23 protein-coding genes are annotated in these 26,027 nt (G+C 55.9%); 9 read left to right on the top strand and 14 right to left on the bottom strand.

From position 1 onward, the window contains the following. Positions 1-88: 88 nt before the first annotated feature. From acnA to AC2T28_RS08440, 5 genes are all read left to right on the top strand, one after another. Positions 89-2,776, top strand: a complete 2,688-nt coding sequence (acnA, locus tag AC2T28_RS08420) for an aconitate hydratase AcnA (RefSeq protein ID WP_486748525.1) — start codon at positions 89-91, stop codon at positions 2,774-2,776. Between the two features lie 100 nt (positions 2,777-2,876). Then, positions 2,877-3,587: a tetratricopeptide repeat protein gene (locus AC2T28_RS08425; RefSeq protein WP_486748526.1), complete on the top strand. Its 711-nt coding sequence runs from the start codon at positions 2,877-2,879 to the stop codon at positions 3,585-3,587. A 37-nt stretch (positions 3,588-3,624) separates the two neighbouring features. After that, the gene (locus AC2T28_RS08430) at positions 3,625-4,041 is read left to right on the top strand and encodes a DUF7684 family protein (protein WP_486748527.1); all 417 of its coding nucleotides are present in this window, start codon (positions 3,625-3,627) and stop codon (positions 4,039-4,041) included. A gap of 151 nt (positions 4,042-4,192) precedes the next feature. Beyond that, positions 4,193-4,477, top strand: a complete 285-nt coding sequence (locus tag AC2T28_RS08435; protein ID WP_486748528.1) for a hypothetical protein — start codon at positions 4,193-4,195, stop codon at positions 4,475-4,477. 76 nt (positions 4,478-4,553) lie between these two features. Further along, positions 4,554-4,892, top strand: a complete 339-nt coding sequence (locus tag AC2T28_RS08440; RefSeq protein WP_486748529.1) for a DOPA 4,5-dioxygenase family protein — start codon at positions 4,554-4,556, stop codon at positions 4,890-4,892. A 19-nt stretch (positions 4,893-4,911) separates the two neighbouring features. On the opposite strand, the gene AC2T28_RS08445 is transcribed toward AC2T28_RS08440, so the two are convergent. The 10 genes from AC2T28_RS08445 to yajC all read right to left on the bottom strand — a co-directional run bounded on the left by AC2T28_RS08445 (position 4,912) and on the right by yajC (position 12,450). Beyond that, positions 4,912-5,802, bottom strand: coding sequence for a PilZ domain-containing protein (locus AC2T28_RS08445; RefSeq protein ID WP_486748530.1), 891 nt, complete (start codon positions 5,800-5,802; stop codon positions 4,912-4,914). 186 nt (positions 5,803-5,988) lie between these two features. Further along, the gene (locus AC2T28_RS08450) at positions 5,989-6,528 is read right to left on the bottom strand and encodes a DsbE family thiol:disulfide interchange protein (RefSeq protein WP_486748531.1); all 540 of its coding nucleotides are present in this window, start codon (positions 6,526-6,528) and stop codon (positions 5,989-5,991) included. Then, complete coding sequence (gene ccmD / locus AC2T28_RS08455; protein WP_486748532.1) at positions 6,521-6,679, bottom strand: heme exporter protein CcmD; 159 nt, start codon at positions 6,677-6,679, stop codon at positions 6,521-6,523. Before ccmD ends, AC2T28_RS08450 begins: the two co-directional genes overlap by 8 nt. After that, complete coding sequence (locus AC2T28_RS08460; RefSeq protein ID WP_486748533.1) at positions 6,676-7,428, bottom strand: heme ABC transporter permease; 753 nt, start codon at positions 7,426-7,428, stop codon at positions 6,676-6,678. Before AC2T28_RS08460 ends, ccmD begins: the two co-directional genes overlap by 4 nt. Positions 7,429-7,475: 47 nt before the next feature. Further along, the gene (gene ccmB / locus AC2T28_RS08465) at positions 7,476-8,132 is read right to left on the bottom strand and encodes a heme exporter protein CcmB (protein WP_486748534.1); all 657 of its coding nucleotides are present in this window, start codon (positions 8,130-8,132) and stop codon (positions 7,476-7,478) included. Further along, complete coding sequence (ccmA, locus tag AC2T28_RS08470; RefSeq protein WP_486748535.1) at positions 8,129-8,743, bottom strand: heme ABC exporter ATP-binding protein CcmA; 615 nt, start codon at positions 8,741-8,743, stop codon at positions 8,129-8,131. The genes ccmB and ccmA overlap by 4 nt, the downstream gene beginning before the upstream one ends. A gap of 67 nt (positions 8,744-8,810) precedes the next feature. Then, complete coding sequence (locus tag AC2T28_RS08475; RefSeq protein ID WP_486748536.1) at positions 8,811-9,167, bottom strand: Mth938-like domain-containing protein; 357 nt, start codon at positions 9,165-9,167, stop codon at positions 8,811-8,813. A 127-nt stretch (positions 9,168-9,294) separates the two neighbouring features. Further along, the gene (secF, locus tag AC2T28_RS08480) at positions 9,295-10,467 is read right to left on the bottom strand and encodes a protein translocase subunit SecF (RefSeq protein WP_486748537.1); all 1,173 of its coding nucleotides are present in this window, start codon (positions 10,465-10,467) and stop codon (positions 9,295-9,297) included. A 1-nt stretch (position 10,468) separates the two neighbouring features. Further along, entirely contained in the window at positions 10,469-12,130 is a 1,662-nt protein-coding gene (gene secD, locus AC2T28_RS08485; RefSeq protein ID WP_486748538.1) for a protein translocase subunit SecD, read from the bottom strand. A 35-nt stretch (positions 12,131-12,165) separates the two neighbouring features. After that, positions 12,166-12,450: a preprotein translocase subunit YajC gene (gene yajC / locus AC2T28_RS08490; RefSeq protein WP_486748539.1), complete on the bottom strand. Its 285-nt coding sequence runs from the start codon at positions 12,448-12,450 to the stop codon at positions 12,166-12,168. A gap of 190 nt (positions 12,451-12,640) precedes the next feature. Between yajC and AC2T28_RS08495 the strand changes: the two genes are divergently transcribed. Continuing rightward, positions 12,641-14,284 carry a mechanosensitive ion channel family protein gene (locus AC2T28_RS08495; RefSeq protein ID WP_486748540.1) on the top strand — a complete coding sequence of 548 codons (1,644 nt, stop codon included), beginning with the start codon at positions 12,641-12,643 and terminating at the stop codon, positions 14,282-14,284. A 326-nt stretch (positions 14,285-14,610) separates the two neighbouring features. Then, a complete protein-coding gene (gene serS / locus AC2T28_RS08500; RefSeq protein WP_486748541.1) occupies positions 14,611-15,903 on the top strand; it encodes a serine--tRNA ligase in 1,293 nt (430 codons plus the stop codon). Positions 15,904-15,955: 52 nt separating this feature from the next. Here serS and AC2T28_RS08505 read toward each other — a convergent pair whose 3' ends face one another. From AC2T28_RS08505 to AC2T28_RS08520, 4 genes are all read right to left on the bottom strand, one after another. Continuing rightward, on the bottom strand, positions 15,956-16,909 hold the full coding sequence (locus AC2T28_RS08505; protein ID WP_486748542.1) for a fatty acid desaturase: 954 nt from the start codon (positions 16,907-16,909) through the stop codon (positions 15,956-15,958). Between the two features lie 198 nt (positions 16,910-17,107). Continuing rightward, positions 17,108-18,571, bottom strand: a complete 1,464-nt coding sequence (der, locus tag AC2T28_RS08510; RefSeq protein ID WP_486748543.1) for a ribosome biogenesis GTPase Der — start codon at positions 18,569-18,571, stop codon at positions 17,108-17,110. 49 nt (positions 18,572-18,620) lie between these two features. After that, on the bottom strand, positions 18,621-19,937 hold the full coding sequence (locus AC2T28_RS08515) for a PQQ-like beta-propeller repeat protein (RefSeq protein WP_486748544.1): 1,317 nt from the start codon (positions 19,935-19,937) through the stop codon (positions 18,621-18,623). A 56-nt stretch (positions 19,938-19,993) separates the two neighbouring features. Beyond that, positions 19,994-20,665, bottom strand: a complete 672-nt coding sequence (locus tag AC2T28_RS08520; RefSeq protein ID WP_486748545.1) for a hypothetical protein — start codon at positions 20,663-20,665, stop codon at positions 19,994-19,996. 264 nt (positions 20,666-20,929) lie between these two features. Between AC2T28_RS08520 and AC2T28_RS08525 the strand changes: the two genes are divergently transcribed. Together AC2T28_RS08525 and AC2T28_RS08530 are read left to right on the top strand one after the other, a co-directional pair. Further along, positions 20,930-22,177 carry an efflux RND transporter periplasmic adaptor subunit gene (locus AC2T28_RS08525; RefSeq protein WP_486748546.1) on the top strand — a complete coding sequence of 416 codons (1,248 nt, stop codon included), beginning with the start codon at positions 20,930-20,932 and terminating at the stop codon, positions 22,175-22,177. Continuing rightward, on the top strand, positions 22,174-25,962 hold the full coding sequence (locus AC2T28_RS08530; RefSeq protein ID WP_486748547.1) for an efflux RND transporter permease subunit: 3,789 nt from the start codon (positions 22,174-22,176) through the stop codon (positions 25,960-25,962). The genes AC2T28_RS08525 and AC2T28_RS08530 overlap by 4 nt, the downstream gene beginning before the upstream one ends. The last annotated feature ends 65 nt before the right edge of the window (positions 25,963-26,027 follow it).

Consider the following 26,027-nt stretch of genomic DNA (forward strand, 5'->3'; position numbering starts at 1 on the left):
CGCGTTTCAAGTATTGAAAAATGGCCTTTCATAGGGCAAATAAACCGTAGCGATATCCCTATTTTCTCAATCCTAAGGGAGGCCAACCATGCCCATCACCGTCGGACAGGACACTGCCAAAACGCGCAAAGATCTAAGCGTCAACGGCAAGACCATTTCCTATTACTCAATCCCTGCCGCACAAGAGGCCGGGTTGGGGGATTTTTCAAACCTGCCCGCCGCGCTGAAAGTGGTTCTGGAAAACATGCTCCGGTTCGAGGACGATGGGTTTTCAGTTTCCGTTGATGACATCAAGGCCTTTGCCGAATGGGGCGCCAAGGGGGGCAAGAACCCCCGCGAAATCGCCTACCGCCCTGCCCGCGTTCTGATGCAGGATTTCACTGGTGTTCCGGCTGTTGTTGATCTGGCCGCCATGCGCGACGGCATCAAATCCCTGGGTGGCGATCCACAAAAAATCAATCCGCTGAACCCGGTTGATCTGGTCATCGACCACTCGGTAATGATTGACGAGTTTGGCAACCCACGCGCCTTCCAGATGAACGTCGACCGCGAGTATGAGCGCAACATGGAGCGCTACCAGTTCCTGAAATGGGGCCAAGGTGCATTTAACAACTTCCGCGTAGTGCCCCCCGGAACCGGCATTTGCCACCAGGTGAACCTTGAATACCTGGCCCAAACCGTCTGGAGCGATACCGATCAAAACGGCAATGAAGTTGCCTATCCTGACACGCTGGTTGGCACCGACAGCCACACCACCATGGTCAACGGCATGGCCGTTCTGGGCTGGGGTGTTGGCGGGATTGAGGCCGAAGCCGCCATGCTGGGCCAGCCGATTTCGATGCTGATCCCCGAAGTGGTAGGCTTTGAACTGACAGGCGCCATGGTCGAAGGCACCACCGGCACCGATCTGGTTCTGAAAGTAGTTGAATTGCTGCGCGCCAAAGGCGTGGTTGGCAAATTTGTCGAATTCTACGGCGAAGGCCTGAACCGCCTGCCGCTGGCAGACCGGGCCACCATTGCCAACATGGCACCTGAATACGGCGCCACCTGTGGTTTCTTCCCGATCGACAATGAAACCCTGCGCTACATGCGCAACACCGGCCGCGACGAAGACCGCGTCGCGCTGGTCGAAGCCTACGCCAAGGAAAACGGTTTCTGGCGCGGCGATGACTATGCGCCGATCTACACCGACACACTCAGCCTCGACATGGGCACCATCGTACCCGCCATTTCCGGCCCCAAACGTCCACAGGATTATGTTGCCCTTAGCAACGCCAAGGATGCCTTCCGCAAGGAAATGGAAGAGACCTTCAAGCGGCCAATGGGCAAACAGATGGCTGTCGAGGGCGAGGATTACACGCTGGAAAGCGGCAAGGTGATGATCGCCTCGATCACGTCCTGCACCAACACCTCAAACCCCTACGTGATGATCGGTGCGGGCCTGGTTGCGCGCAAGGCCGCCGCGCTGGGGCTGAACAGCAAACCCTGGATCAAGACTTCGCTAGCCCCAGGCTCGCAGGTGGTCTCGGCCTATCTAGAGGCCGCAGATCTGCAAAAAGACCTGGATTCCATAGGGTTCCACCTGGTGGGCTATGGTTGCACCACCTGTATCGGCAACTCAGGCCCGATGCAGAAAGAACTTTCAGACGCCATCGCCGGTGGAGATCTGGTGGCAACCGCCGTGCTGTCCGGCAACCGCAATTTTGAGGGACGCATCAGCCCGGATGTGCGCGCCAACTATCTGGCCTCACCGCCGCTAGTGGTTGCCTATGCACTGGCCGGCACCATGGACATCAACCTGACAACAGATCCAATCGCGCAGGACAAAGACGGTAATGACGTCTACCTGAAAGACATCTGGCCAACATCACAGGAAGTTGCGGAACTGGTTGAACAGACGGTCACCCGCGAAGCCTTCCTTGAGAAATACGCCGACGTCTTCAAAGGCGACGACAAGTGGCAAGGCGTCGAAACCACCGATGCCGAGACCTATGACTGGCCGGCAAGCTCGACCTATATTCAGAACCCGCCCTATTTCCAGGGTATGAGCTCTGAGCCCGGCACCATCACCAACATCGAAGACGCCAAGGTTCTGGCGGTGCTGGGCGACATGGTCACAACCGACCACATCTCGCCAGCCGGCACCTTTGCCACCACCACCCCGGCGGGCAAATACCTGACTGATCGTCAGGTTCAGCCGCGAGAGTTCAACTCCTACGGGTCGCGACGCGGCAACCACGAGATCATGATGCGCGGCACATTTGCCAACATCCGCATCAAGAACGAGATGCTGGACGGTGTCGAGGGTGGCTACACCAAAGGCCCCGATGGCAATCAGGCTGCGATCTACGATGCAGCCATGGCCCACAAAGAGGCGGGCACGCCGCTGGTGATTTTTGGTGGTGAACAATACGGCGCAGGCTCGTCACGTGACTGGGCGGCCAAGGGCACAGCCCTGTTGGGCGTCAAAGCGGTAATTACCGAAAGTTTTGAGCGTATCCACCGCTCCAACCTGGTTGGTATGGGGGTTATCCCGTTTGAATTCACCGGCGGTGACAACCGCAAATCGCTGGGCCTGACCGGTGAAGAAACCGTGTCGATCTCGGGTCTGGACACCATCGAACCGCTGCAAGAAGTGCCTTGCTCGATCACTATGGCTGATGGCTCGGTGAAAGAGATTACTCTGAAGTGCCGCATCGATACCGCGCCCGAGATTGAATACATAGAGCACGGCGGTGTGTTGCACTATGTGTTGCGGAACCTGGCCAAGTCATAACGTTTATTTCTATCAAAAACATCATGAAAGGCGGCCTCTACTGGTCGCCTTTCTTTTTCAAAACACCTAGATTTCTCGAAAACTCATTTGGATTGTCGCTGTGAAAAAGATTTTGATTTGCGCCGCATTGGTTCTCTCGGCCAATAACGCTTTTGCTTCTGATCAACCAGACTGTTTAGTCCTTGATGCTTCGTCGCTTCCCAAATCGACACTTGAGGCCTGCGACATTTACCTGACCCGCAAAGACTTATCTAACACCGAAAGATCGGATGCTCTGACCCAACGTGGCGTCGCACTGCGAAATCTTGGGAAGTTAGAAGCGAGCTTAAACGACCTACAAGCGGCACTGGAACTTGACCCAGAGAACACGTCCCATTTGCGTATGCTGGCTTGGACGCTTCGCGAACTTGGTCAGTATAAACAAGCCGAAAGGGCATACTCGAAAGTTTTAAGAACAGACGAACACTCGCAGGGCTGGCTCTCACGCTGTGTTGTTCGAATAGATCTGAAGAAATACAAAAAGGCAGCTGCAGATTGCGAGCAAGCAATCCTGCGCGCCCCTGATAATCTTGATGCCTTCTATTTCGGCGCGATGGCGTTTAACTTTCTGGGGCAAGGTGATCGGGCCTATCCATTGGCAGACAAGGCGATGCAAATGGCGCCCGAAGACCCGCGCCACTACGGAGAGCTTGCTTGGGCACTTTATCTCTCGGGAGAGGCTGAACAAGCAATGAAACATGCAACGACGAGCCTGGAAAAGTTCCCAAACGACCAAATCCTCGCCAATTTCATTCAGCAAATTTCAAATTAAGCACTTAGACGTGACCACAACTGGGTGAAGTTTTTATATGTTCGACATTTTCAAAGAAGTTCCAATTACCGAAGGCTGCGTCCCGCCCGCCTACCCGGTTCAGGTTCCGCACTATGTCTTGCTCCTTTGCCGGGGCGATGTTGACCCGCAGTGGCAGCGGGACATTGCAAAATGGATCGTGCACTCTTCGGCCACTATTGCTTCAGCCTGGGGATCAAAAACAATCAAATGGGATGATGCAATTGACTGGGCCCTTGTGCAGGAGCAACACGCAGGACACGTGAAGCAGGAAAGGTTTGTCCTGACCACATGGCACAATGAAGAGCCCATTGAGGACACCCTTGAGTATCTAACGCCCTCTTCCGAATGCAAAGCCTTGCTGGTGCTGAATGCTCAGAACACTTCAATTCCGCTGGGTGAAATTGGCAGTCTTCTTGTGGAGCATGATCTATGACCAAAGGCGCAGTTGTTCAACTAAGTCCCCTTGCTTCCCATCTTCGCTAAAAGCCGCTGAATTCCTGCTAAATCCCTGATCACAGTCTTGTGAATAGATATATTTTTGATACATGTTTAATCAAACAAGCTGCGGAATAAGGCACGACCAAATGAAAGAGGCGGCAGTGGTCATCGTCTACCCCGACGAAGACACGTTCGATGCGCATGTTGCATCAGTACTTGAGTTTTTACCAGACACACGGGCCTTCGCGGGCTGTGTCGAGGCCCATATCGGCATCAACAAAGAGCGTCAGGAAATCGTGATATTTCACATCTGGCAAAGCCAGAATCACCTGGACGACTACCTAGCCTGGCGCGCCGAGCGTGGGGATCTGGACGCGCGCAGCCGCACCATGCGGCGCGAGCAAAGCTTTCGGACCTTCTCAGTTCCATAACGACACCGCGCGGTGCACAGACTATGTGCGTGGTGTATGAGTTGTTGTTGTGCCTCTACCATCGCACAGTCGCGTCATGAAACAGATCACAGAAATCACCGGCTATCACGCCCATGTCTATTTTGATGCAAACAGCATCGAACAGGCCCGCACGCTATGCCAAACAGCTGCTGACACGCATGGGGTCCAGATGGGGCGCGTTCACGCACAAAAAGTCGGGCCGCATCCCATGTGGTCTTGTCAACTTGGCTGCAGTCCTGCGCAATTCATCACCTTGCTCCCCTGGCTCGCGCTCAACCGCGATGGGCTAATTGTGTTTATACATCCAGAAACCGGCAATCACTTGGAAGACCACCGCGATCACGGCATCTGGTTGGGCACAGGTCTGGACCTCGATTTATCGGTTTTCAACTAGCCTCAGGCTACAGGGCGACTTAGCTGCTAGCGGATGGCCCAAGAGCCGTGCCCGCTATCGACGCAGCGGTCACGCCCGCTAGTACCTTCTCCAGCACCTCGAGGTGCAGCATTGTGTTAAAATCGATCGCCAGTTGACCGTTCTTGTGGCGCACAACACAGCAATTCGTGCTTTCACCCAAGAAGTTCACCTGCACCCGCTGGCCTTTTTCAAACCCTTTTACAATATCCAACTTGGCGCCAGTACGGCTGATGTTGGTGATCATGGCAGGGTGTATTTTGTCGTTGGCAACCACGGTGCAGGGCAGCAAACAGGAATATCGCTTGGTACGACGCTTACCGATCTGGCTGAACCAGCCAAACAAGCAAACAACAATGCCGCCCGCCAGAAACATTCCAGCGATCAGGCGAAAGGCACCACTTTCCGCAATAGAGCGCGCCATATCAGAGGCACCGCCCCCTGCACCTCCGCCAGCATATGATTTGCTTGCGCTTGAGGTGCAAACCACCGTGCCCAGCGAATGTCGCACCGCGTTTAATTGCTGTCTGGCCTGAAGCACGTCTGCAGTCTGATTGGCCGATCTGCGCCCGGATTGCTTATAATCACGAAGCAGGGATCGCTGCTGGATAATCAGTGTTTCAGTTGTCGTGGCAAAGCGACCAAGCTGCAATTGTTTAAGCTGCCCAGGCAGGTTGCCGGTTGCGCTGCTTCTTAGCCGTTTATCAAGAATCCAAGCTGTTTCTGCGGCCGCGCCGGTGCGCAGGTAGTCCAGAAAATTCTTACTATCCAAGAGAAGCGAAGACAGGTTGCTGTGAACGCGGCACCCAGTTTCGCTGGCCGATGCCGAAGAGATTTGAGCCGCCAGCACAATTGCGCTTAATGCAGCACTTCTCTTTCCAAACAATCGCATTAGTCAATCTCCGCCGTCATTATTCGTTAGTCCTTGCGGATGTTCAGCACCCACTGTGAACGCATAATTGACGGAAAACATTGATTTCCATTTAACGATGAATTTGCGCAAGCCGCAAAAATCAAAGGCGCGCAGTTACGGCCTGCGCGCCCTTTGTTTGTGTACCATTATTATGGACGACACCTGCTAGTTGTCAGCCGCCGCTTCCATTGCAGGTCGCAGTGTCTTTACGATTACCCGTTGTGTCAGCGGGCCGGCATGGCGCAACAAAATGGTTCCATTGCCGTCGATCACATAGGTTTCCGGCACGCCATACACGCCCCAGTCAATGCCAGTACGACCGCGCTCGTCATGGCCAAGGCCGGAATAGGGATCGCCTAGCTCGTCCAGAAACGCCGAGGCGTTTGCCAGTTGGTCCTTGTGATTGATCCCATAAACCGGGACCCCCTCGTTCGCCAGCGCCTCAAGATTTGGGTGTTCTGCGCGGCACGGCGCGCACCAGCTGGCCCAAAAATTCACCAGTTTCACTTGACCATCGCGCAGGGTTTCATCGGTGAACGCCGGCTTACCGGGAAACTCATTCATGGTCAGCGCTGGCGTGGGCTGACCTTGGCGCGCTGATGGCAGGCTGTTGGGATCGTCGCGCATCATGCCCACCAGGGCCAGGCTAACAAAGCCCGCAAACACCACCACAGGCACCGCCATCATTGGAGAGATTTTAGCCATTGCCGCTCACCCGCTTTTCCATTTTGTCCATCTCGGCACGCACCTTACGGCCGCGCACAACGCTGATCACCACCAGCAAAACCAACAGCGCAATCGACACCGCATAGGCTGACATCACCGTTTCAGCGTATTTCCCCAGATCCGGCATCATGCCTCAACCCTTTCCCGTGCCATCAGCGCTTTGATCCGCCGAGCGCGGATTTCGGTGCCGGTGCGATATAAAATCAGTGCCACAAACAGCAGCACAAACCCGATGATGCAGGTCATCAGTGGGTAAAAGAAGATATTGCTGACCTTTTCCTCGGTATCGGTTCCAATCACCGCCTCGGCCCGCATGATCGATGCGCCCTGATGCAGCCCCTGGTTCCAGAAGTTCACCGCATAACGGCTCAGCAGCGCAAACACACTGCCCACCAGACACAAGAACGAAGTCAGGTCAGCTGCCGTGTCCGGGTCCTCAATCGCCTCCCACAGGGCGATATAGCCCAAGTAGAACAGGAACAGGATCAGGAACGAGGTCAGACGTGGATCCCAGACCCACCAGGTGCCCCACATCGGTTGCCCCCAGATTGCACCTGTCACCAGTGCGATCAATGTCATCACCAGCCCCACAGGGGCGGCAGCCCGCGCCGCCAGGGCGCTAACGTGGTGGCGGCGGATCAACCAGACCAGTGACGTTGCCAGCATCATCACCCAGGTGTTGATCGCCAGCATTGCGGACGGCACATGCAGGTAGATGATCTTGACGGTAGATCCCTGCCGGAAATCATCCCCGGTAAAGAAGAACCCCCAAACCAGACCCACAGATATTGTAATGGCCGCGCCCCACCACAGCACGGGCAACACCCGCTCGGTGGTGGTGATGAATTTCTTTGGATTGGCGTATTCCCAGATCGACATATTGGGTACCTAGCTATTCCCTATTGGGTTCTCAAATCACGAATGCCTCAGCGCAGGTTGATGCGCAAGACGGCGGCACTGGCAAATGGCAGCAGCGCGATAGACGCAGCTGAAATCCCGGCCAGCAACAACAGCGGGGTCTGGACTTCCATGCCGGCGGCGCCACGACGGGCCACCTCGGCACCAAAGATCAGGGTGGGCATGTACAGCGGCATCACCAGCAGGGACATCAGCAGCCCGCCGCGTTTCAGCCCAACGGTCAGCGCCGCACCAAAGGTTCCAATCACCGACAATGCAGGCGTGCCTAACAGCAACGAGATCACCAGCCATTTGAAACCGGGCACAGGCAGGTTCAGCAGCACTCCAAGCACCGGTGCGGCCAGCACCAGTGGCAAGCCTGTAGTTATCCAATGGGCCAGCGCCTTGATGCTCACGGTGGCTTCTAACGGCAGCGGTGCGGTGGCCAGCAGGTCCAAGCTACCATCCTCCCAGTCCAGCGCCAGCAGACGATCCAGCGACAACAGGCAGGCCAGCAAGGCCCCCAACCACAGCACCCCCGGCGCGATTGAGGCCAGCAAGTCAGGATGCGGTCCCACCGACAGTGGCACCATTACAGTGACGATCAGAAAAAACGCCAGGCCCAGCCCAAAGCCGCCCCCGGCCCGCAGCGCCAGTTTTAAATCGCGCATCAACAGAGCAATCACATGAAGCCTCCGTCGAAATCATCTATCGCAGGCGGCTTTGCCTTGAACGGGCCAACCTCTAGCACATCGCTGTCCAGCCCCAGATCAATATGGGTGGCAATCAGCGCTGACCCACCCTGCCCCAGATGCGTACGCACAGCATCTGCAAACATCTCTACCGATTTCACATCCAGGCTAACGGTGGGTTCATCCATCACCCAAATCGGCCGCCCGGTGACCAGCATCCGCGACAGACCCAACCGCCGCTTCTGACCGGCAGAAAGTTCCCCAGCGGGACGATCCCGCAGCACATCCAGATCAAAAGCTTGGATCGCCTCTTCAATGCTGTCGGCGCCAAATACGCTGGCCCAGAATGTCAAGTTCTCGGTCACAGTCAGGGTGGGTTTGATACCGTCGGAATGGCCCGCATAGGCGATCATATCTTCGTCGCCGTCAACCAAACCCGAAACCGGTGGCTGTAGCCCGGCAACGGTGCGCAGCAAGGTGGTTTTGCCAATGCCATTGGGTCCCCGCAGGATCAGGGCCTGCCCGGCTTCAAGCGTAAAGCTCAGCCCTTCCAGCACCGGAATACCACCACGGGCGATGCACAAATCTGTTACTCTTAGGCTCATCTAACCCGCTTATCTCGTTGCCTGCGCTGACTAATGACACACTGCAAATTGGTGTCTTTGCGGCAGATCAATTCACAGGCAAGGCGGCCAGTGCAATACGGCGCCCCTCGGACAACAGCACATTATAGGTGCGACAAGCAGCGGGTGAGTTCATCACCTCAACGCCAATGCCAGCCTCTTCCAGCTCGGCCCGTAACGGCGCTGGGATATGGGCAATCTCGCTGCCGGTGCCAACAAACAAAACGTCAATCTCATCGGCCAGAGCCAACAAGGCCGCGTTGTCGTCATAGCCTGTCCAGGGACTTGTGCCTTTGGGTCCGGTCAGCATCCCCCCTTGAATCAGCTCACCACCAACCCGAAAGAAGCCGGGGCCATAGCTATCAATCGGATCTGCGTCCGTATAGGTAACTTCATTCAGGCGCATGGGCTCATCCTTGTTTCGCGTGTCATGGGCTGAATAGCACAGCACTAGCGGTTGGCCCAGATCCCTCAGACAGCAAAAAGCCGCAGGCGGTGACCTGCGGCTTTTCTATTTTCAATGATCAACCTGTTTAGGCGTCGATATTGGCAAACTGGTTGCCAGTGGTGTTCGTTGGCTTGGACCAGTCGCGCTTTACGCCCAGGTACAAAAGAATGGTCGAGGCCACAAAGATCGAAGAGTAAGTCCCCACAATCACACCCCAGATCATCGCAAAGACAAATCCGCGGATCACGTCACCGCCCAGCACATAGAGCGAGATCAGCGCCAGCAAAGTGGTGACCGAGGTCATCACGGTCCGGCTCAGGGTCTCGTTGATCGACAGATTCAGAACTTCCGCCAGTGTCTTTTTCTTGTACTTGCGCAGGTTCTCGCGAACCCGGTCAAACACAACCACGGTATCGTTGAGCGAGTAGCCGACAATTGTCAGCAGCGCCGCAATAATCGCCAAGTCAAACTTGATCTGCAGTTCCGAGAACACACCAATGGTCAGCACCACGTCGTGTACCAACGCAGCGACAGCACCAAGGGCAAACTGCCACTCAAACCGCAGCCAGATGTAGATCAGAACCGCCCCAATCGCGAGAACCACAGCCAGCACGGCTGTTTGGACCAGCTCACCCGAGACCTTGGGGCCAACGGATTCGACCGAGACAAATTTGATATTGTCATAGGCAAAATCTACGCGTTCGACAGTGGATGCTTTTGCAGCTAGTGTTTCAATCTGATCTCTGACTTCAAACGTTGTATCGCCTGGAAACACAAACCTGGCTGTCTCTCCGTCTACTGGCGTACCACCAAGCTCAGCCATTGCAGCCTCAACTTCGGCGATATTCAGATTTTCGCCTTCGATGATCGCAGTCATCTGACTTTGCGTTGCACCACCAAGCGCGTGCTCGGCCCGTTCAATCATCTGCGCCGAGGCTGACTCGGCATCGGCCTGCGCCTGAATACGGATCATCGCAACGTGCTGATCCTCTTCAAACGTCGGGTCAAACACCTCGGTGATCGAGATATCACCCAGATCCAGTGCATCGATAGCAGCACGATAGGCAGCAACATCCACGGCCTGTGTGCTTTCGGTCCGGATGGTTGTGCCACCCCGGAAGTCGATGCCAAAGTTCAGCCCTTGATACATGAACGAGGCAAAGCCGACCACCATCATCAAGGCTGAAATCCCCAGCCACAGCTTCCAGCGGCCAAAGAAATCAAACGAGGTTTCTGCGGGAACTAACTTAAGTCTCATCTTACACCTCGATCGTTTTTGGACGGCGGCGTTCAAACCACATGATAATCATCACGCGGGTCACAAAAATCGCTGTGAACACTGAAGTCATGATGCCCAGCCCCAAAGTAATGGCAAAGCCACGTACTGGGCCCGATCCCATGGCAAACAGGATCACAGCAGTGATGAATGTGGTCACGTTGGCATCCAAAATTGCGCTCAGCGCTTTTGAGTAGCCTTCCTCGATAGAGCGCGCCGGGCCACGGCCCGCTTTCAGCTCTTCGCGGATCCGTTCAAACACCAGCACATTGGCATCCACCGCCATACCAACGGTCAACACGATACCGGCAATACCCGGCAGGGTCAGTGTGCCGCCAATCACGCTCAGCATGCCAAAGATCAGCGCAATATTCAGGATCAGCGCCACGTTGGCAAAGACACCAAACAGACCGTAGCTCAGCATCATGAAGACCAGCACCGCAACAAAGGCAACAATTGTTGCGATCTTTCCCGCATCAATGCTGTCCTGCCCCAACTCGGGGCCAATGGTGCGTTCTTCCAGGAACTCCAGCTCGGCTGGCAACGCACCTGCCCGCAGCAAGATCGCCATGTTGGTGCTTTCCTCGAGGGTGAAGTTACCAGTAATGATGCCGGAACCACCGGGGATATGCGATTGAATAACCGGCGCCGAAACAACTTCGTCATCCAGAACAATCGCAAACGGAGAGCCGACGTTTTCCAGAGTGTAATCACCAAACTTACGCGCACCTGATGTGTTGAACCGGAAGTTCACAGCCGGGCGGCCGTTCTGGTCAAACGAAGGCTGCGCATCGACCAGCTCTTCACCGGTAACAACCGGAGCTTTTGATACGGTGTAAAAGACACCCGGTTCATCCAGTGACGGGATCACCTTGTTGCCTGCACCGGGTGCTGCATTAGGGTTCGAGCCACGGCCAACAACTGGGCTGAATGTCAGCTTCGCAGTTGTGCCAATAAGCTCTTTCAGCTCGGATGCGGATCCAATACCGGGAACCTGGATCAGAATGCGATCCGCCCCCTGTCGCTGAATGGTTGGTTCACGGGTGCCAACTTCGTCAATCCGGCGCCGAATAATCTCCAGCGACTGGCGGACGGTACGATCATTCGACGCCAGTTTTTCGGCATCCGACAACTGAACGGTCAGCACATCCCCATCTGCGGTCACATTCAAATCCATAGAACCAACACCGGTCAGACTTTGGATTGGATTGGCCAGCCCTCGCACCACTTCTAGCGCGCGGCTCATGCCTTCGGGTTTGCTTACTTTCAGACGGATCTGATCCTCAGGACCAGGTTGACGACGGAATGTACCAACGGTTGCGCGCTCATCGCGCAGCACGTTTCTCACTTCCGGCCACATCGCATCCATGCGCGCAGCATAGACGTCTTCTACCTTCACTTCGGCCAGAAGATGCGCACCACCGCGCAGGTCCAGCCCCAGGTTCACCAGCGACGATGGCATCCAAGATGGCCATTGGTCGACAATTTCCAGCCGCTCGGGTGTTTCACCCTTGGCAATTATTTCAATCGCTGCGTCGTTTGCCTGCTCGACGCGCGTATAAAATGCATTTGGCAGGGCCATAATCAGGCCAGTCACACAGACCAGCCAGATCAGCACCCTCTTCCAGAGATCGATTTGCAGCATAGCCCTGCCTTTTAGTTGTTCTTATTATTGTCGTCTTAGGACGCTGGTTCGGTCTTGCTCAGAACCTGAGAAATGGTCCCTTTGACCACGCGCACTTTAACACCATCAGCGATTTCAACTTCGATTTCGCCGTCATCTTTAACCTTGGAAACCTTGCCGATCAGACCACCCTGGGTGATCACCTGATCACCGCGGCGCAGCGCTTCCACCATCGCCTTGTGCTCTTTCATCTTCTTCTGCTGCGGACGGATCAGCAGCATATACATGATACCGAAGATTAGAATGAGTGGTGTCATCTGCTGAAATATTTCAACGCCCATGGGGTATTCCTTTTGTTCTGTGCCACGCTGCTTTTCAGCGTAAAATTCGCTGGCGAACCTATGCGCTGTGCAGGGGCTTTGCAAGGTAAGGCAGGCCTTGCATCAGAGGTAAAAACACTTCCCGCGCATAATAACTGGGCTAGTCAGGTGGATTTGTTTGAATATAGTCATCATCAAAGGATTTTTGCTGATGATATCGAGTTACTTACGCGGGCTATTTCGCTTTTTTGTTCTGCTGACCTTGCTGGCGCCATCATTTGTGATGGCACAGTCAGATGCCCCCAATGTGCCGCCACCAGAGGTCCTTGCTGGCGAAGATGATGAAGGTATATTTCAGGCGCCGGTCATTGTTGACGGAAACGAGTTGTTCTTTGTGCGTGGGTCCTCGGCCCTGCCGGGTGTAGAACGCGCTGGTCATGTCGCCGAGCAAATCATCGCAGTTGCTGAAGCAAGCACATCAAATACCGTTGAAATCACCACTGATACTGTCGACTTGGGCGTCCGCATATTTGCAGATGGCCACTTGGTCACAATCGTCACCAATAGCGACGCCGAACTGGAACAACTGGAAATTCCAGTTCTCACCAAACTGCAGGGCGATGCTATCAGTGAAGCAATCCTGGCTTACCGCGTGGCTCGAACCGGGCAAGCTCGGATCGAGTCGGTCCTCAAGGTTGCAGGCTGGACGCTCAGTTTCATTCTGTTCACCACCCTGATCTTCTGGCTGCGCCGCCGGTTCAAAAAGCTGATCAACAGACTGGTCCACCGTCACTTTGCCTCGGTCGAAAGCGCCACCCAGTCACATGTGCAGGCCGATGCCATCGCCGCCCTGATCCGCTTTGGCGTCAATTTTGTGCTCTTTGCGATCCTGTTTCTCGGCATCTATTACTACCTGTCGCTGATCCTGCTGTCCTTTGCAGAAACCCGATATGTGGCGCAATTGCTGCTGACCTATGTCACCGAGCCGGTACTCAACATCCTGATCGGCTTCTTCCTTTATATCCCCAACCTCATCACCCTCGCTATCATCGCCTTCCTGACACTGTATGTTATCAAAGGCTTACGGGTGTTTTTTGACGCAGTTGAAGCGGGAACATTTGAGATTGGCGATTTTGAAAAGCATTGGGTCACCCCAACTTTCAACATCGTGCGCGCGGTGCTGATCATGATCTCACTGGTCTTCGCCTTTCCCTATATTCCAGGTTCAGACTCTGCCGCGTTCCAGGGTCTCACCCTATTGGTCGGGGCCATGCTGTCGCTGGGGGCCAACTCGGTAGTCAGCAATTTACTGTCTGGCCTGTTTGTGATCTATCGCCGCTCTACCAGCATCGGTGACCGCATCAAGATCGGAGAGCACACAGGCGACGTGGTGCAGATCAAACTGATGGAAACCCACCTGAAATCGATCAAGAACGAGCTGATCTCGATCCCCAATGCGCAATTGTTGAACTCCGAGGTGATCAACTATTCCAAAAAGATCGACGGCTCGGGCCTGCTGCTGCACACCACCGTGGGCATCGGCTACGAGGAGACCCCCGCCAAAATTGAGGCCATGCTGATCGAGGCCGCCCATCGCACCAAAGATCTCAAAACCCGCCCTGCGCCTTTTGTGCTCTGGGCCACGCTGGCCGACTACGCGATCAACTACCAGATCAACGCTTATACCACTCGCGGGTCTTCAATCCCGCGGATCAAATCGGACCTGCACAAAAACATCGTCGCCGTGTTTAACGAAAACAAGGTCCAGATCATGACCCCCAGCTACATCGCCGATACACCCGAGCCGAAGATTGCTGAAAATGAATGGGATGGGGAATTGGCCGGAGATAACTAAAGGCCCCTGGCCAAACCTGCGTAACATGCAAAACACAGCTCTTCTTCAATCAGTTTACTCGCAGAACATCAAACCACCGAAGCGGTGGAACCGCGCCCGATTTTGGAAAGATAGATATGCGCTTTTCCATGGGGGATCGGTCGCGGTGCGGCAAGCTGCCAAGCTACCAGATAAAACAGTTGCTCCGCGGCTCAACCCCGCAGTATCGCAAACTGTGCCAAAATTCCTCACTCTGTGCGCGAAGCGTGCGCCTCCCCTTCCCCTTTGCCCTGCTCTACGGCATATGCTTGAGATACTGATTCAAAACCGTCCAAGGAGACGCCCCCATGCATGACATTCGCGCCATCCGTGAAAACCCTGCCGATTTCGACGCCGCTCTGGCGCGGCGTGGGGATGCGGGTATGTCATCCGAAATCCTCGCCCTCGACACTGCCCGTCGCGGTAAGATCCAAGCGGCTGAAACCGCACAGGCTGAACAAAAGAAAGCGTCTAAAGAAGTAGGCGCTGCCAAGGGTCGTGGCGACGAGGCCGAGTTCGAACGCCTGCGCGCGCTGGTGTCCGAGAAGAAGGCCGAAGTGGCCACTATGCAGACCGAGGCCAAGGAGCTGGACGCCCAACTCACCGACATGCTGGCTCGCATTCCGAACCTGCCTGCGACGGACGTGCCCGAAGGCGCGGATGAAGACGACAATGTCGAAGTCAGCCGCTGGGGTACCCCGGTTGAGCTGGGTTTTGCCCCCAAAGAGCACTTTGAAATCGGTGGCATCGAGGCCTCGATGGATTTTGGCACCGCCGCCAAAACCTCGGGCAGCCGGTTTGTGATGCTCAAAGGCGCAGTGGCCCGTGTGCACCGCGCGCTGAGCCAGTTCATGCTCGACACCCATGTGGACAAGAACGGGCTGACCGAGGTCAACACGCCGGTTCTGGTGCGCGACGAGGCGATGTATGGCACAGATAAGTTGCCCAAATTCGCAGAAGACAGCTATCAGACCACCAATGGCTGGTGGCTGATCTCAACCTCGGAAATTCCTCTGACCTATTCGGTGGGTGAGGAAACTCTGGATGAGAGCGCCCTGCCCATCCGCATGACCGCGCATTCGCTCTGCTTCCGCTCCGAGGCAGGCTCGGCCGGGCGTGACACATCCGGCATGCTGCGCCAGCACCAGTTTGAGAAGGTCGAAATGGTCTCGGTCACTCACCCGGACAAATCGGATGACGAGCAAAAGCGCATGCTGCGCTGTGCCGAGGATATTCTGGAGCAGCTGGGTATCCCTTACCGCACCGTGATCCTATGTACTGGTGACATGGGCTTTGGCGCCCGCCGCACCTATGACATCGAAGCTTGGCTGCCCGGTCAGAACGCTTACCGCGAGATCTCTTCCGTTTCGACAACGGGTGAATTCCAGGCCCGCCGCATGAATGGCCGCTTCAAACCTGCCGAGGGTGGCAAGCCCGAGTTTGTGCATACCCTGAACGGGTCTGGTCTGGCCGTAGGCCGCTGTTTGATTGCTGTACTGGAGAATGGCCAGCAAGAAGACGGATCGGTTCAACTGCCCGAGGTCTTGGCCCCCTATCTGGGTGGCAAGCTAACGCTGACTGCTGACGGCGTTTTAGCCTAAACAACAATGGCCCGGCGCTGCCGGGCCATTTCTTTTCTGGGTCAGGCTCAGATTACTTTGGAAACGGTACCAGCCGGTTCTGCTCTTCATCCCACAGTTTTAGACCTAATGCCCGCACTGCCTCGGGAAACTTGATCCTGCGCGGGGCAAATTCTGGCGGCAGGCTGTGGTGACACTTACGCAGGCGATAAGACGGTATTCTTGAATTCAGGTGGTGAATGTCATGTAGCGTGATGCAGGCGACGGACATGTCAAAGAACCAGCCAAAATCGAGACAGGACGAACCTTGGATAGCCGCTACATGCGGATCCAGATCCGGGCGGCGGTCCCAATAGGTGTCCTCAAAATTATGCTGCAGATAGACCAGGAACACCCCGATCATCCCGCCGAGGAAAGAAAAGCCGAGCCAGACCAGCAAGCCAGTGGTTCCGGCCAGCGCGTAGAGGATGCCCAGAAACCCCAGGATCGCCAGGTTATGCAACAGCACGCCTAGCACGCCAAACTGCGTGGTGTTCTTGGGCCAACGATACCGGATGAAATAGGTAAAGGCCGAACCCACCGGCACCAGCACCAAAGGATTGCGATAAAGTCGGTAGACCAGCCTTTGCCAGAACCCCGCCTGCTGCCATTCTGTCAGCGTCATTGTGTGGATTTCGCCGGTTTCACGATGTTCCAGATTGCCGATATTGGCGTGATGCAGGTTGTGGTTCTGCTTCATCACCTCAAACGGGGCAAAGGTGAAAGGCGACAGAACATGCCCGGCCAATTCATTCTGCGCGCGGGTTTCAAACAGCGAGTGATGCCCGGTGTCATGCTGCAAGACGTATAGCCGCACCGCCGAGAAGGCATGTATCACCCCGGCGGGCAACATCAGATACCACAGGCCCGCAATGTGAACGGCCAGGAACAGCGATGAAAAATACACCGCAAAAGTCCCGAAATAGCTTAGCGAGGCAAGCCGGTTGTCTTTATCGCAAAATTGGCGCGTATGTGCCCTCAGGTCCATGTCTACGTCCCTATAAATTTACCGCAACACTCCGAAAAATAATGGAGTGCGTACAATTCACTAACACTTAATACTCACTTGCAATTGAACAATAGGCAAGCCCTGCAATTATTGGCAGCGTTCAAGGCGATCCCCATAAAAAAACAAAAGGCGGCCCGTTTGGGACCGCCTTAGAATTCAGATCAGAGAGCTACCGTTTTAGCTGCGGCGTCCCTCGATATGTTTGCGCAGCTTGCTGGGCGCTGCTTTCTTCTTACCCTTATAGGGGTTCTTGTCACTTTGTGAGCGCAGGGTCAGCCGGATCGGTGTACCTGGCATATCAAAACCCTGACGCAGACCGTTGACCAGATAGCGCTTGTAGCTTTCTGGCATTTTGTCTGGATGGGAACACATCACCACAAAGCCCGGCGGGCGGGTTTTGACCTGGGTCATGTAACGCAGCTTGATCCGTTTACCCTGTGGTGCCGGCGGCGGGTGCTGTTCCAGCATACCAACCAGCCAACGGTTCAGCGCTGCGGTTGAAATACGGCGGTTCCACACATCATGGGCGCGCATGATAGCCTGCTGTAGCCGATCCAGCCCGCGACCGGTTTTGGCCGAGACAGTAACCAGCGGCGCACCGCGCAGCTGTGGCAGCAAGCGTTCAAAGGATTCCTTGAGAGCCCGCAGCTTTTCCTGCTTGTCCTCTTCAATGTCCCATTTGTTGACGGCAACCACAACAGCCCGGCCTTCGCGCTCGGCCAGATCGGCAATACGCAGGTCTTGTTGTTCAAACGGGATATCTGCGTCCAGCAGAACCACCACGACCTCGGCAAATTTGACCGCGCGCAGACCGTCGGAGACCGAAAGCTTCTCTAGCTTTTCCTGCACCTTGGCTTTCTTGCGCATACCGGCGGTATCAAAGATCCGCATTGGGACATCGCCCCAGTCGATTTTCAGGGAAATCGCATCACGGGTAATGCCTGCCTCGGGACCAGTCAGCAAACGCTCCTCGCCCAGGATCTTGTTGATCAGCGTGGATTTGCCCGCATTTGGGCGCCCTACAACGGCAACCTGCAGCGGCTTTTCCCGTGTGGGCATTGGAACGGTGTAGTCTTCCTCGTCGTCGCTGTCTTCATCCAGATCGACATCAACTTCGGGCGTATCTTTTATGGCGTCTTTTTCGAATTGATCCGCCAGTGGCATGATCTGCGAATACAGATCGTTCAGGCCTTCACCATGTTCCGCAGACAGGCGGATCGGTTCGCCAAGACCAAGGGCATAGGCTTCGATCACACCGGCGTCAGCTGCTGCGCCTTCGCCCTTGTTGGCGGCCAAAATAACATGCGCGGATTTCTTGCGCAGGATTTCGGCAAACATCTCATCCGTAGGCGTTACACCAACGCGCGCATCAATCATGAACAAACAGATATCAGCCATTTCAACGGCGCGTTCTGTCAGGCGACGCATGCGCCCCTGCAGCGAATTGTCGGTCGCATCTTCCAAACCGGCCGAATCGATCACGGTAAACCGCAGGTCGCCAAGGCGGGCTTCGCCTTCGCGCAGGTCGCGGGTTACACCGGGCTGGTCATCGACCAGCGCCAGCTTTTTGCCGACTAAGCGGTTGAACAGTGTGGATTTACCCACATTTGGGCGGCCCACGATGGCGAGGGTGAAGGACATCAGATCAAACTTTCAGCGGTTCAGATGCGCCCCATAGCGCATCCTGGCGTCAACGGAAAGCGTGCAATTCACCTTTTGATGACACCACGTACAAGGTTTTGCCAACAACGATGGGCGCAGTTGTGGCGCCGCCGGGCACTTTGACGGTGCGCACAAGGCTTCCGTCTTCTGGTTTGAACAGACGCAGCAACCCATCGTTTGAGGCCACGATCACATTTCCGCCCGCCAGAACCGGACCATAGTGCGCCACAATCGCGCTTCGACGGCCAGGTTTATCTTTCACATAGCCGGGCAGATTTTGGGCCCAAATCACTTCGCCAGAATCTGCGTCCAGACGCAGCAGTCGGCTCAGGTCGCTGATTTGGAACAGGTTGCCGCCCACTGGCCAAACCGGCCCCAGTGCGCCCTCTCGTGTTGTCCACAGGCGTTCGCCATCCTGCAGGCTAAACGCAACGGTACGGCCAGAGTGGTTGCCCACATAAGCACGGCTACCAACCACAACCGGACCACCGGTTACATCGCCGATACGCGCGGTAGAGCTGCCCACCCGCTTGCCCGCAACCGAGGCATTCCAGCGTCGCAGACCGCCGTTTTTGAAAGTGGCTGTCAAATCACCTGAACCAAACGCAAAGACGGCAAGATCAGAGGTGATAACCGGAGCCGGTCCACCCAGAACATTCGCCGGGCTTGGCGATCCACTCACTTGCCAGGCGATACGCCCGTCTTTTTTGTTGATTGCCCAACCGGTATCATCACCTGCAACAAGATACACAAGGTCGCCAGCGATGCTGGGCTGACCGGACCCCGTCGCCTCTAGTTTTTGGCGCCAGAGCTGTTTGCCACTGGTGGCATCCAGCGCTGTCAGGACACCGTAGCCCGATGACACATACAAAACGCCTTCGTGATAGGCGACACCACCACCGGTGGCAGATCCATCGTCAGTCTCGACAAGATCAGTTTGCCACAGCAGCTGCCCCGATGTTGATACGGCTGAAACCTGCACGCCACTGTCTAGCGTGTAAATCCGCCCATCACCCACAACCGGTGTGGCTGTGATGCGATGGCGGCGTTCGTCGCCCTGTCCAATGGACACCGACCAAGCCAGCTGTGGCGCAGCACTGAGTGCGGGATGCGCAGTGCGGTAGGCCTCCATTCCGTGACTTTGCTGCCAAGAGGCGTTGGCTGTCTGCTGCGGCAGGGAAATTGCACGGGATTGGTTCTCAATCCGAACAGTCGAGCCTTCGCGAATGTCTTCGCGTTGGCCTTGTAGAATGAGTTCAGGGTCACGACAGCCTGCCATGGTCAGCAGCAAAGCGCCGCCAAGCAAGGCCATCCCTGCCCTAGAGGTGGTAGTTGCTGCCGTCATTGCCCTGCCCTGTCTTCTAATTAGTTTTTCCGCGTCAGATCCTGCGCGATATCTCTTTAGCCTTGTTGAGAAGCTGTGTCTTCCAAAGAACCGCCAAGCGCTACAATCACTTGACGCGCACGGTCTTGCAAGTCCGCAGTCACATCAGCATCGGCAATAATATCCCGAAACCGGACAATAGCCGCTTCTGGGTCACCTTCTGCAATATCAATCAGTGCCAGCTGCTCTTGTGCCAGCAATCGCAAAGGAGCCCCTGCTTGCGCCAAAACCTCGTACTGCAAACGCTTATCCTGCGCGGTCAACGTATCCTGCTGCAGCCCCAATGCTTTGAACGTCGCAGTGTGGCGATAGATCAAAGGAAGATCCGCATTCACAGCAATTTCTTCAAGCAGTGATACTGCCGGTTCGATCTGGTCCGAGTTCGCCAATGCACCGGCTTGCAGCATTTTCAGAATGGCTTCGCCGCCCGGAGTTTGGGCAGATATAGCCGACAGTGCTTCGGCGCGGCTGGCCGTATCATCATGTGCCAACGCATCGATAATAGAATCCCCAAGATCCTGAGACGCTGTTGTCGCCTTGGATTGCTGTATTTCGCGAAATGCAGCACCGCCAACAATGGCGACCACAACAACGGCACCGATCCAACCGTACCGTTTTAGCATCAAGAACATCCGATCGCGGCGGACCTCTTCGGTTACCTCGTCGATAAAACTGTCGGTGTCGCTCATCAAATCGTCCCTGATAGGCCCGGCACAGGCCGGGGAATTCTCTTTCTTTCGTCTCTCTTACCGCGCCTGAACAGCCAAGCCAAGTGGCGCATTCATGCCCCGCTGCAACCCAGCAGCGAAAGAAAAGCAAAAAAATGTTATCTGAACCGCTTAGTTTAGTATGGACAATACCTATATCACACCTATGACTTTGCAACCAACGCCCCCAACAGGGCAAAATTTATGGGTCCGGGTGGACCATAGATCAATAAAAAAGGGCCTAAGATGCGCTTGATACCCCTGCTGACCGCTATCGTGGTGACAGCCAGTCTCTACTTGCTGGTGATAGAGCGCGACGCGCTAATGGCATTTGCACGCGGTGAAAATCCGGATGCCGCCATCGAAACAGAAGTGGTGCAGGTTGAAGAAACCGCCCCGGCCGTCACCGAGTTGGCCGAGAACCGAATTGGCGTTGTTGTCCTGCGCAGCGAATCTCGTGCGATCGACAGTGCGGTGATCCTTCGTGGCCAAACCCAGGCAGCACGCCAGGTCGAGGTACGCGCTGAAACGACGGCCACCGTGATTTCCGATCCTCTGCGCAAGGGCGCTCAGGTTGTTGCAGGTGATTTACTGTGCCGCCTTGATACCGGCACCCGCCAGGCTGCCCTGCTCGAAGCTCAGGCCCGCCTGACCGAAGCCCGCTCGCGGGTGCCTGAGGCCGAAGCGCGTCTGGACGAAGCCCGCGCCCGCTTGAAAGAAGCGCAGATCAACAACAACGCATCGCAAAAACTGTCCGAAGGCGGCTATGTGTCCGACACTCGCCTGGCCGCGACACAGGCGTCAGAGCGCGCCGCAATTGCCGGCATCGCCGCTGCGGAAACAGGATTGCAAACCACCAGTGCCGGCATTGAGTCTGCGGTGGCTGCGGTGGCTGCGGCGCAAAAGGAAATTGACCGGCTGACCATTACCGCTCCGTTTGATGGCATTCTGGAAAGTGACACCGCCGAGATCGGCAGCTTGATGCAACAGGGAACGCTGTGTGCCACAGTCATTCAGCTCGACACCATCAAGGTGGTTGGTTTTGTGCCGGAAACCGAGGTCAACCGCATCGAAGTTGGTGCAATGGCTGGTGCCGAACTGGCCGCTGGCCAACGGGTTCAGGGGCAGGTCACATTCCTGAGCCGCTCGGCCGATCCCACCACCCGCACATTCGAAGTCCAGATCACCGTTGGTAATTCGGACTTGTCGATCCGGGATGGTCAGACCGCTGACATCGCAATTGCCGCGCCGGGCGCCCGTGCTCATAAACTGCCGCAGTCTTCGCTGACGCTGAACAACGAAGGCCAACTGGGCGTGCGCGTTGTTGACGAAAACCAGATCGTGGGTTTCTACCCAGTGCAGTTGCTGCGCGACGAGGCAGATGGCGTTTGGCTGGCCGGATTGCCAGATGTTGCAGATGTCATCGTTGTTGGGCAGGACTTCGTTGTCAAAGGTGTTTCGGTCAAGCCGACCTACCGTGAGGCCAAACAATGATCGGAATAGTAAGTTGGGCCGCTGAACGGGCCCGAATGGTCATTGCCTTTATTCTAATCTCGCTTCTGGTCGGAGGGTTTGCCTATTCCAGCCTGCCAAAAGAAGGTGAGCCGGATATTGAAATTCCGGTCCTGTTCATCTCGGTCCCCTTCCCCGGCATTTCCGCCGTTGATGCCGAAAGCCTGCTGGTCAAGGTGATGGAAACCGAACTGGCCGATTTGGATGGGTTAGACCAGATGAGTTCGACCGCGGCTGAAGGCTTTGCCGGTGTCGTTCTTGAATTCGACTTTGGCTGGGACAAAACGGCCGTCATGGCTGATATCCGTGATGCGATGAACACAGCTGAGGCTGATTTCCCTGATGGTGCCGAGGCCTATACCATCAACGAAATCAACTTCTCTGAATTCCCCATTGTGATCGTCAACCTGACCGGCGACGTGCCAGAACGCACCATGGCGCGCATCGCCAAGGATCTGCAGGACGATTTCGAGGCGCTGGATTCGGTGCTGGAGGCCGGCATCGCCGGTAACCGCGACGAAATGGTTGAGGTTCTGATCGATCCCCTACGGCTGGAGGCGTATAACGTCACAGCGTTGGAGCTGATCAACGTTGTGCGCAATAATAACCAGTTGATCGCAGCCGGTGAAGTTGAAACCAACCAAGGCACATTCTCGGTTACCATCCCATCCTCGTTTGACGAGGTCAGCGATATCTATTCGCTGCCGGTCAAAATCAATGGTGACCGTGTGGTGACATTGGGCGAGTTGGCCGAGATCAACTTTACCTTTGAAGATCGCAAGGGCACCGCCCGTTTTGACGGCGACAACACCGTTGCTTTGCAGGTGGTAAAGCGCAAGGGGTTCAACCTGATCGACACTGTGGATCAGGTCAAAGAGACCCTGGCCGCCGCTCAGGCCAAATGGCCCGAAGAGCTACAGGCCGCTGTGCAGGTTGGCACCTCGAACGACCAGAGCCGTGTTGTTGGCTCGATGGTACGCCAGTTGGAAGGCTCGGTACTGACCGCGGTTGCGCTGGTGATGATTGTCATTCTGGCATCCTTGGGCAGCCGGGCGGCCTTCCTGGTTGGCTTTGCCATCCCAACGTCGTTCCTGTTGTGCTTTGCCTTCCTGGCCCTGATGGGGATCACCATTTCAAACATGGTGATGTTTGGTCTGATCCTTGCGGTGGGGATGCTGGTGGATGGTGCGATTGTGGTGGTGGAATACGCCGACAAGCGCATCAAAGAGGGCACCGGCCCCATGCATGCCTATGTCGAGGCCGCACAGCGCATGTTCTGGCCAGTTGTTTCCTCAACTGCCACAACACTCTGTGCGTTCCTTCCGATGCTGTTCTGGCCCGGCGTTCCGGGTGAGTTCATGAGTATGTTGCCGATCACCTTGATCTTTGTTCTGTCTGCCTCGCTATTGGTGGCCCTGATCTATCTGCCCGTCGTGGGCGGGGTATCGGGCCGGATGAGTCGGGTTTTTGAACACCTGTCGGACGGTTTGCGCGCGGTTCTGCCATGGTGGATCCGTATCCCGCTGGTGCCAATCCCGCTGTACGGGTTGTTTGTGGGCGCGATGCAGATGCTGAACCCCAACTATATTCTGCCCGACGGCAGCGAAGGGTTCGGCCCACTGCTGCTTGGCGCTGTGGTGCTGATCCTGTCAGCTTTTGCGGCCTCGGTTGTGCTGGGCGCTGCGCGGATTGAACGTCGCGAGAAACCAGTTACTCCCGGCTATCACCACACAGCTTTTGGGGCCTTCATCAAATTTATTGTTGGCAACCCAATCATGCCGGTGGTGACCATTGTTGCGGTGGCCATAGCCATCATGTCGGTGTTCAATTACTTTGGTGAGAACAACAACGGTGTTGATTTCTTTGTGGATCAGGAACCGGAACAGGCCACCGTTTACGTTCGCGCCCGAGGCAACACCTCGCTGACAGAAAATGACGAACTGGTGCGCCAGACAGAAGCGGTGATTTCCGCTCACCCTGCAGTTATCAACGTCTTTGCCTTTGCCGGCGAAGGTGGTCTGGATACAGGCGGCCCCGGTGGCGGCCAGTCCCCTGCTGATACTGTGGGTCAGGTTCAGTTTGAAATCATCGCGTGGGAAGACCGCCCAACTCAGACAGAAACCTGGTTCTTTGGCCTGCTAAGCCGCGAGGTGACAGCAACCGATTTTGGCGGCAACAAGGTCATCGAAGAACTGAAAGTCGAACTGGCCAAGCTGCCCGGTTTTGTGGGTGAGCTAAGCGTGATGGAACAGGGGCCCGGCTCGGGTAAACCCATCCACTTACGGATCAAGGGCGACAGCTGGGATGATCTGAACGCAGCGACAAAAGCCGCGCGCGCGCATTTTGAAGCCACTCCTGGGCTAACGCTGATCGAGGACAGTCTACCGCTGCCCGGCATTGATTGGGAAATCAATGTCGATGTGGAAAAGGCCGGCCGATACGGAGCTGACGTAGCAACCGTGGGTGCCATGGTACAGTTGGTTACCCGTGGCATCCTGCTGGATACCATGCGGGTTGACAGCTCGGACGAGGAAATCGAAATCCGCGTGCGCCTGCCCGAACAAGACCGGGTGTTGTCGACGCTTGATAACCTCAAGCTGCGCACGGCTGATGGTCTGGTGCCGCTGTCGAACTTCATCACCCGCCACCCGGTGCCCAAGCTGGCCGAGATCAACCGGGTTGATCAGCAACGGTACTATGACGTGAAAGCAGACGTATTACCTGGCCTGATGAAGGTTGTAGTGAGCAATGAAGACACGGGGAACGAGCAACGCCTTGCTCTGGTCAAGGCGATCGCTGAGGGCACCCAGCCCACTGGTGAAACCTTTGAAATGCCCAATGGCGATCAAGTGGAACTGGTCCAGCTGACCGGTGCTGACAGCATCGAAGATCTGCGTGCGGCGCTAGATGGCGATGCACGATTTGCTCCGGTCAATGCCAACGAGCGGATCGCGGTAATGACCGAGTGGCTGGAAACCAACCCACTGCCGAGTGCTGTAGTTTGGGAATGGACCGGGGATCAAGAGGAGCAGGCTGAATCCGGTGCCTTCCTGATGAACGCCTTTGCTGGGGCGCTGGGATTGATGTTTGTGATCCTGCTTGCGCAGTTCAACTCGTTCTACAACTCGGTGCTGGTGCTGTTGGCGGTGGTTCTGTCGACCACTGGTGTGCTGATCGGTATGATGGTGATGGGCCAGTCGTTCTCGATCATCATGACCGGGACCGGCATTGTGGCCTTGGCGGGGATCGTGGTGAACAACAACATTGTTCTGATCGACACTTATCAGGAGTTCAGCCAACGCATGCCGCGGATCGAAGCGATCATTCGCACCGCCGAGGCCCGGATCCGTCCGGTTCTGTTGACCACTATCACCACTATGGCCGGCCTGGCACCGATGATGTTTGGCCTTAGCCTTGACTTCATTGGCGGTGGTTACTCGATCAACAGCCCGACCTCGCTGTGGTGGAAGCAACTGGCAACAGCCGTGGTGTTTGGTCTGGGTATTGCGACGGTTCTGACACTGGTGGTGACGCCGTCATTCCTGTCGCTGCGGGTTTGGTTGAGCACCTACATGTCCTGGATGGGCCGCATTCTGGCCCGTATCACCGGAGGTCGGTCCAGCCGCATCGCGCAGGATATGCGTCTGGCTCGTAAGGCCCGCAAAATGCCCACCACGGAAATCCAGTGGGATGACGAGCCATCGCCAAAGCCTGCAAAACCCAAGGCGGAAGAACCGGACAACCTGTCATTACGCGCGGCGGAGTAACGCTGTAACACTATAAACAAAAAAACGCCCCCTGCCAAATTTGGTCAGGGGGCGTTTTTGTATAT

The organism is Parasedimentitalea nitratireducens (assembly GCF_057444295.1).

What these genes read in the sequence shown, in the direction of transcription:
- acnA (WP_486748525.1), top strand. Translation starts at nt 89, where the DNA reads ATGCCCATCACCGTCGGACAGGACACTGCCAAAACGCGCAAAGATCTA.
- AC2T28_RS08430 (WP_486748527.1), top strand. Translation starts at nt 3,625, where the DNA reads ATGTTCGACATTTTCAAAGAAGTTCCAATTACCGAAGGCTGCGTCCCG.
- AC2T28_RS08435 (WP_486748528.1), top strand. Translation starts at nt 4,193, where the DNA reads ATGAAAGAGGCGGCAGTGGTCATCGTCTACCCCGACGAAGACACGTTC.
- AC2T28_RS08440 (WP_486748529.1), top strand. Translation starts at nt 4,554, where the DNA reads ATGAAACAGATCACAGAAATCACCGGCTATCACGCCCATGTCTATTTT.
- AC2T28_RS08445 (WP_486748530.1), bottom strand. Translation starts at nt 5,802, where the DNA reads ATGCGATTGTTTGGAAAGAGAAGTGCTGCATTAAGCGCAATTGTGCTG.
- AC2T28_RS08450 (WP_486748531.1), bottom strand. Translation starts at nt 6,528, where the DNA reads ATGGCTAAAATCTCTCCAATGATGGCGGTGCCTGTGGTGGTGTTTGCG.
- ccmD (WP_486748532.1), bottom strand. Translation starts at nt 6,679, where the DNA reads ATGATGCCGGATCTGGGGAAATACGCTGAAACGGTGATGTCAGCCTAT.
- AC2T28_RS08460 (WP_486748533.1), bottom strand. Translation starts at nt 7,428, where the DNA reads ATGTCGATCTGGGAATACGCCAATCCAAAGAAATTCATCACCACCACC.
- ccmA (WP_486748535.1), bottom strand. Translation starts at nt 8,743, where the DNA reads ATGAGCCTAAGAGTAACAGATTTGTGCATCGCCCGTGGTGGTATTCCG.
- AC2T28_RS08475 (WP_486748536.1), bottom strand. Translation starts at nt 9,167, where the DNA reads ATGCGCCTGAATGAAGTTACCTATACGGACGCAGATCCGATTGATAGC.
- secF (WP_486748537.1), bottom strand. Translation starts at nt 10,467, where the DNA reads ATGAGACTTAAGTTAGTTCCCGCAGAAACCTCGTTTGATTTCTTTGGC.
- secD (WP_486748538.1), bottom strand. Translation starts at nt 12,130, where the DNA reads ATGCTGCAAATCGATCTCTGGAAGAGGGTGCTGATCTGGCTGGTCTGT.
- yajC (WP_486748539.1), bottom strand. Translation starts at nt 12,450, where the DNA reads ATGGGCGTTGAAATATTTCAGCAGATGACACCACTCATTCTAATCTTC.
- AC2T28_RS08495 (WP_486748540.1), top strand. Translation starts at nt 12,641, where the DNA reads ATGATATCGAGTTACTTACGCGGGCTATTTCGCTTTTTTGTTCTGCTG.
- serS (WP_486748541.1), top strand. Translation starts at nt 14,611, where the DNA reads ATGCATGACATTCGCGCCATCCGTGAAAACCCTGCCGATTTCGACGCC.
- AC2T28_RS08505 (WP_486748542.1), bottom strand. Translation starts at nt 16,909, where the DNA reads ATGGACCTGAGGGCACATACGCGCCAATTTTGCGATAAAGACAACCGG.
- der (WP_486748543.1), bottom strand. Translation starts at nt 18,571, where the DNA reads ATGTCCTTCACCCTCGCCATCGTGGGCCGCCCAAATGTGGGTAAATCC.
- AC2T28_RS08515 (WP_486748544.1), bottom strand. Translation starts at nt 19,937, where the DNA reads ATGACGGCAGCAACTACCACCTCTAGGGCAGGGATGGCCTTGCTTGGC.
- AC2T28_RS08520 (WP_486748545.1), bottom strand. Translation starts at nt 20,665, where the DNA reads ATGAGCGACACCGACAGTTTTATCGACGAGGTAACCGAAGAGGTCCGC.
- AC2T28_RS08525 (WP_486748546.1), top strand. Translation starts at nt 20,930, where the DNA reads ATGCGCTTGATACCCCTGCTGACCGCTATCGTGGTGACAGCCAGTCTC.
- AC2T28_RS08530 (WP_486748547.1), top strand. Translation starts at nt 22,174, where the DNA reads ATGATCGGAATAGTAAGTTGGGCCGCTGAACGGGCCCGAATGGTCATT.